Source organism: Pseudomonas sp. D8002 (assembly GCF_013385695.1).
In the GTDB taxonomy this organism is placed as follows: domain Bacteria; phylum Pseudomonadota; class Gammaproteobacteria; order Pseudomonadales; family Pseudomonadaceae; genus Aquipseudomonas.
On sequence record NZ_JACAPM010000002.1, the window covers coordinates 48,142 to 54,141 of the forward strand.

Genomic DNA, 6,000 nt, shown 5'->3' on the forward strand with positions numbered 1-6,000 from the left:
ACTAACCGCGATCCAGCCGTTCCGCCAGCCATGGATATAGAGCGGTTTTACCCTTTGAAACGATTCTTCAAAGGGACGTTTCCGGCACTGCAAAAATCCATCAGCTACCCTCAATGAGCCCGTTGCTGTTGGCTTTGAATAGTATGGCGCTGTGTCACTACTTGCTTTCAGGCAGCGGCCCCGGTATAAAAAATCAAATTAATTTTTAAAACAATATTTCCGCAGTGGAACCCCAATCCCTATGGTCGCGAAGAAACTCAGCGCTCCAAACGTTACCAAGACCCGATTGCTGGATGCGACAGAGGCTCTTTTCATCAAATACGGCTATGACGCTGTTTTGTTGCGGCAGATAACCGAGAGGGCCCAGGTCAATCTCGCTGCGGTGAATTACCACTTCGGGGACAAGGACTCCCTGATGAAAACCCTGCTGATGCAGCGCCTGGAGCCGCTCAACGAGCAGCGCCTGGAGTTGCTCGCCCGGTGCGAAGCCGAATCCGACGGCCCGCTGGATTGCGACACCTTGCTCGGGGTGCTGTTCGCCCCGGCCATGGGCCTGGAACGCAGCGACCCGGCCAGCGGGGAAGGGCGTTCATTCATCCGGTTCCTGGGGCGGGTGTACAGCGACACGTCGCCGTTTATCCAGGAATACCTCAAGGTGCATTACCAGCCGGTGTTCCAGCGCTTCTTCGAAGCCTTCGCCCTGGCGCTTCCGGACTTGCCGCGCAACGAGCTGGGGGTACGCCTGCAATTTGCCCTCAAGGCGATCTCCGGGGTGATGGCCGGTACCGAGCTGCGTTTGCTGATGAACTCCATGAGCCTGGGACGCCCGGCCACGGATGCCGAGGTCATGGCCAAGCTGATTACCCTGGTGTCGGCGGCGATTCGTGTGCCGCAGCAAAGTCCTGAAGCCGAAACGGCCCTGGCGCGGGTGCTCGATACCCAGCGCGCGATACGTGAGCAAGCGGCGTCGCCTGTCAACAAGGTGGCTCGTTGACCCATCAAGACCGGCTCGCAATGAGCCGGTTTGCTTCGACTCCTCTCTCCAGAAACCGTGTGGCCACTCAAATCCCGGGCAAAAAAAACCCGCTGGGGCGGCGGGTTTTTAACTACAACGTTTGTAACGGATGAGGCTTTACCCTACGTCTCTGGATGTGAATAAAACGTGAAAAATATGTAAGAGAAAGTGTGAAGTCTATTGGCTTGTGTAATCCCGACAAATGGCAGTCAGCGTTTACTGTGAACCTGGCCGATAAAGTCTACAAGGTACTCACTCACCCGTTCCGGCGCATCCTCCATCAGAAAGTGCCCGGCGTTTTCCACCACCAGCAGCACAGCCCCACGGATGTCGTTGCGCAGGCGCCCACGACGCGGCGCTGACGCATTTCAATCCGGTGCAGTTACAAGGTTCCATCCGCCTGGGCGCCACCGAACAGGTGCCGATGGCCGAGTTGTCGAACTTGCTCGGCCAGTTTTCCCGGCAACACCGCCAACTGGATGTGCGAATTGTGGTGGAGCAGAGCCACGTGCTTCGCCAGGCCCTGGTGGACCGTGAGCTGGACCTGGCGCTGCACCAGGATTTCATCCCGCGTATCGAAGCGCGGGACCAATTGCTGTGGACCGAACAGGTGCACTGGTGCGCCCGGCCAGGCTGGCAGCCTGCGCCTGACGAATGCGTGCGGCTGATCACCTTCGGCCCCGGCTGTTTTTACCGGCAACTGGCCCAGGAACGCCTGAGCGCCTTGGGCATTCGCTGGCAGGTGGTGGTGGAATGTGGGTCGGTGGAGGGTGTGGTATCGGCCATCGCCGCCGGGTTGGGCATCGGCCTGCTCAGCAGTGACCATCTCGACAAGCGCGTGGAAGTGTATCGCCTCTTCGACCAGCGGATGCCGCTGCCCGAAGTGGCGAACGTGTTGCGCTTTGCCGAGGACAGCCCCGAGCCCCGGTTACAGGCGTTGCAGCAGCTGTTGATACAGGCGCTGCACCGGGGCTGATCAGATTTTCCAGTGGCTGGCGCTCTTGGCCAGGCGCTGGCGCATGGCGTCAATATTGGCTGCCAGTTGCAGGGTCAATAACCGGTAACCGTCCAACGCGTTGACCACCGGCACTTCAAAGGTCTGTTCGTGGGTCGGCGTGGTGCTCGGACGTTCCAGCCGGTCGGTGGCCCCGGATTGCAACGCCCGCGCCATCCCGATCAACTGCACCCGAATCTGCCGGTGCTCGGCTTTCAACGCCACCTGCATGCGAGCCAGGGCTTCCTTGTCCCGTGGGTCGGGGCGGGTGTTGCCGAGGATCTCCAGGGTGCTGATGCACATCCGCAAATGCCGCTGCAGGGTGTCCAGCTCGGTCATGGAAATCCGCACTTCCTTGGACACCGATGGCATCAGCGAGCGTAGTTGCAGCATCGCGGCGTTCAGGCGATTCAGCAGCTTGAGGTGTTCATCATCGGTGACCGATTGGCCGCTGATGATCCGGCTATAAATCGCCGCGCAATCGCGCAAGGCACTGGCCAGGTTGTAGCGCCAGGAATACACCGCATACAGCGGCAGGGCGAAGGAAAACGCCAGGGCCAGGACGATGCCGATCAGGATGTCGACCGTGCGCCACAACCCGTCCGATATCGGATTATCGCCATGGCCCGCAACGATAAATACGGTGATGGCCGACAGCAACGCGATGTATCCGCCCTTGCCGATGGCGTGATAGGAAAAGAACCCGCACACCACCGACATCAGCAAATAGGTCAAAAGTGGCTGCCCCAGATACGCCTGTTGCAGCACCAGCAGCAAACCGACGCTGGCGCCGATCAACGTGCCGTAGGCGCGCTCGACGGCTTTCTTGCCGATATTGCCGTGGTGCTGCAAACCGCCGATCACGATCAGCATCGTCACCGAGGCCCACTCACCATGGGGCAGGTTGATGCCGGTGGTGAGCAGGATCGTTGCGAGCAACCCAATGGAAACCCGCACCGCGTGGATCAACTTGGCGTGACGGTAGCGCCGGTACGGGTCCAGCAACGGACGCAGCAAGCGGCGGGCGAAGAGAGGGAGATTCATTGGTATCAGGGTAACCTCGTTGTTCAGGCTTCACTCAGTTCCAATGTGGGAGCGGGCTTGCTCGCGAAGGCGGCGTGTCAGTCAATACATCCGGCGACTGAACCACCGCTTTCGCGAGCAAGCCCGCTCCCACATTTTTAGATCGGTGTCGGGCTCAGAAAATATAGTCAGTGGTCAGAAAGCTCGACGTGCGTTCCTGCAGGATGTCACTGACCAGTTCCTTGTTGCTCGCCTGGAACTTGGTCGCCACCAGGGTACGGATCGAAAACACCCGCAACGCATCATGTACCGACAGCGTGCCCTCGGCCGAGTTCTTGCGCCCGTTGAACGGGAAACTGTCCGGCCCGCGCTGGCACTGGGCATTGATGTTGATCCGGCCCACCTGGTTGGCGAACGCGTCCACCAGGCGCCCGACTTCCCTCGGGCTGGTGCCGAAGATACTCAGTTGCTGGCCGAAGTCCGACTCCAGCACGTAGTCGATCACCGTCTCCAGGTCGCGGTAAGGCACGATCGGCACCACCGGGCCGAACTGCTCCTCGTGGTACACGCGCATCTGCGGGTTCACCGGGTACAGCACCGCCGGGTAGAAAAACGAGCCACGGCTGGCGCCGCCATTCTCGTTCACCACCTTGGCGCCATGGGCCAGTGCGTCGGTCACCAGGCCGCCGAGGTAATCCACCTTGCCCTGCTCGGGCAGTGGCGTCAGCGACACACCGTCTTCCCACGGCATGCCAGGCTTGAGGGTCGCCAGCTTGCGGTTGAATTTCTCGATAAAGCTGTCGACCACGTCCTCATGCACAAACAGGATCTTCAACGCGGTGCAACGCTGGCCGTTGAACGAGAGCGAACCGGTGACAGCTTCGTTGACCGCATTGTCCAGGTCGACCTGCGGCAGCACGATCCCGGGATTCTTTGCATCCAGGCCCAACGCCGCGCGTAGCCGGTGCGGTTTCGGGTGCAGTTTCTTCAAATCGCTGGCGGCCTTGTTGGTGCCGATAAACGCAAAGATATCGATCTTGCCGCTGGCCATCAGCGCGCTGACCGTCTCGCGACCGCTGCCGTAGATCACGTTGATCACGCCGGCCGGGAAGCTGTCGCGGAACGCCTCCAGCAACGGGCGAATCAGCAGCACACCGAGCTTGGCCGGCTTGAACACCACGGTGTTGCCCATGATCAGCGCCGGGATCAGCGTGGTGAAGGTCTCGTTCAGCGGGTAGTTGTAGGGGCCCATGCACAGCGCCACGCCCAGCGGCACCCGGCGGATCTGCCCCAGGGTGTCCTGTTCCAGCTCGAAGCGGCTGGAGCGGCGGTCGAGTTCCTTGAGGGCGTTGATGGTGTCGGTGATGTAGTCGCAAGTGCGGTCGAACTCTTTCTGCGAGTCCTTGAGGTTCTTGCCAATCTCCCACATCAGCAGCTTGACCACTGCGTCACGCTGTTCGCGCATACGCCGCAAAAACGCTTCGACATGCTGGATGCGATCCACCACGCGCATGGTCGGCCACGCGCCCTGGCCACGGTCGTAGGCGGCCACGGCAGCGTCGAGGGCGGTCAAGGCGGTGTCGGCGTCCAGCAGCGGGGTGCTGCCGATGATCACCGGCGTGTCACCGTCGGCACCGCGCAACTGCACCGGGCTGCGCACTTCGGCCAAAGGGCCGTTCCACACATGCAACTGGCCGCCGACCAGGTAATCACGTTGTTCGATGGGCGCCGCGAGCCGGAATTGCTCGGGAATCTCGGCAGCAGTGGGAAACAGCTGGGCGAGCAGGTTGTCGGTGGTCATGTCGCTACCCCTGGAATGGTTGCAAAACGTGACTAGAGATTCACCCATCAACGGCCCGTGTGGCAAGGGCTAGACGCATTAACCCGCGAACCTTGGAAAACCTTGAGCACAACCGTGAGCTCGCCGGGTAAACTGCGCGGCTTTCTTGAAGGAGTTCACATGAGTCAGTACCAGCCGGGCATTCTTGCCGCACCGGTGCCGTTGCAGGCACGCCATCTGTTTTTTGCCATTGAGTCGCTGGATGCCGTGCCTGCCGCACTGGGTGCGCTGGTGCAGTTGGTGGACGCCAGTGCGGTGGTCGGTTTTGGTGAGCCGCTGGTCAATGCCCTTGGCGCCCGGATTGACGGGTTGCGGGCGTTCCCTTATGTGAACGGGCCGGGGGCGGAGAATCCGTCGACCCAGCAGGCGCTGTGGGTCTGGTTGCACGGTGTGGATCGCGGTGAGTTGCTGTTGCGCAGCCGGGCGTTCGAGAAGGCCCTGGCGCCGGGGTTTGGTCTGGTGCAGATGACCGAGGGGTTTCGCTACAAGACCGGGTTTGACCTGACCGACTATGAGGATGGCACTGAGAATCCGCATGATGATGCGGCGGTGGAGGCTGCGGTGGCGCAGGGTGGTGCGAGCTTTGCGGCGATCCAGCAGTGGCAGCATGATCTGGATGGGTTTGCGGCGTTGCCGGCTCTGGAGCGGGACCACATTATTGGTCGGCGCCATGGTGATAACGAGGAGCTGGAGGACGCGCCGGAGTCGGCGCACACCAAGCGTACGGCTCAGGAGAGTTTTACCCCGGAGGCGTTTGTGGTGCGGCGGTCGATGCCATGGGCCGAGAATGGTCAGGCGGGGTTGATGTTCCTGGCGTTTGGGCATTCGTTTGATGCGTTTGAAGCGCAACTGCGGCGGATGAGTGGGCTTGAGGATGGGATTGTTGATGGGTTGTATCGCATTAGCAAGCCGTTGACTGGGGGGTATTACTGGTGTCCGCCGGTGCGTGATGGGCGGTTGGATTTGAGCTTGGTGCGCTGAGGTTTTTGTTCGGGGTACATATCCATTATTTAGGTAACGGCCGCCTATGGTTCCGCTCTTACAGCGGGTCACTTTTGGCAAACGCCCGGAATGCCGGCCCAGCCAAAAGTAACCAAAAGGTCTTTGCCCCACCACTCGGTGCCTCGC

At 60.8% G+C, this 6,000-nt stretch carries 5 protein-coding genes; 3 read left to right on the top strand and 2 right to left on the bottom strand.

The window, feature by feature from the left end; genetic code table 11:
* The first annotated feature begins 241 nt into the window (after positions 1 to 241).
* Both HX807_RS00440 and HX807_RS00445 read left to right on the top strand, forming a co-directional pair.
* Positions 242 to 994, top strand: a complete 753-nt coding sequence (locus tag HX807_RS00440; RefSeq protein ID WP_003211721.1) for a TetR/AcrR family transcriptional regulator — start codon at positions 242 to 244, stop codon at positions 992 to 994.
* A 397-nt stretch (positions 995 to 1,391) separates the two neighbouring features.
* Positions 1,392 to 1,991 (top strand): LysR family transcriptional regulator substrate-binding protein, encoded by a 600-nt coding sequence (locus HX807_RS00445; RefSeq protein ID WP_371316437.1) that lies wholly within the window; start codon positions 1,392 to 1,394, stop codon positions 1,989 to 1,991.
* Here the strand turns inward: HX807_RS00445 and HX807_RS00450 are convergent, their stop codons facing one another.
* Both HX807_RS00450 and HX807_RS00455 read right to left on the bottom strand, forming a co-directional pair.
* The gene (locus HX807_RS00450; protein WP_003211716.1) at positions 1,992 to 3,053 is read right to left on the bottom strand and encodes an FUSC family protein; all 1,062 of its coding nucleotides are present in this window, start codon (positions 3,051 to 3,053) and stop codon (positions 1,992 to 1,994) included.
* A 154-nt stretch (positions 3,054 to 3,207) separates the two neighbouring features.
* The gene (locus HX807_RS00455) at positions 3,208 to 4,833 is read right to left on the bottom strand and encodes an NADP-dependent glyceraldehyde-3-phosphate dehydrogenase (RefSeq protein ID WP_008432465.1); all 1,626 of its coding nucleotides are present in this window, start codon (positions 4,831 to 4,833) and stop codon (positions 3,208 to 3,210) included.
* Between the two features lie 159 nt (positions 4,834 to 4,992).
* Here HX807_RS00455 and HX807_RS00460 point away from each other — a divergent pair, with 159 nt between their 5' ends.
* Positions 4,993 to 5,853: a Dyp-type peroxidase gene (locus tag HX807_RS00460; RefSeq protein WP_177049037.1), complete on the top strand. Its 861-nt coding sequence runs from the start codon at positions 4,993 to 4,995 to the stop codon at positions 5,851 to 5,853.
* Positions 5,854 to 6,000 lie beyond the last annotated feature (147 nt).

Coding starts and splice junctions, on each gene's coding strand:
- HX807_RS00440 (WP_003211721.1), top strand. CDS start 242: ATGGTCGCGAAGAAACTCAGCGCTCCAAACGTTACCAAGACCCGATTG.
- HX807_RS00450 (WP_003211716.1), bottom strand. CDS start 3,053: ATGAATCTCCCTCTCTTCGCCCGCCGCTTGCTGCGTCCGTTGCTGGAC.
- HX807_RS00455 (WP_008432465.1), bottom strand. CDS start 4,833: ATGACCACCGACAACCTGCTCGCCCAGCTGTTTCCCACTGCTGCCGAG.
- HX807_RS00460 (WP_177049037.1), top strand. CDS start 4,993: ATGAGTCAGTACCAGCCGGGCATTCTTGCCGCACCGGTGCCGTTGCAG.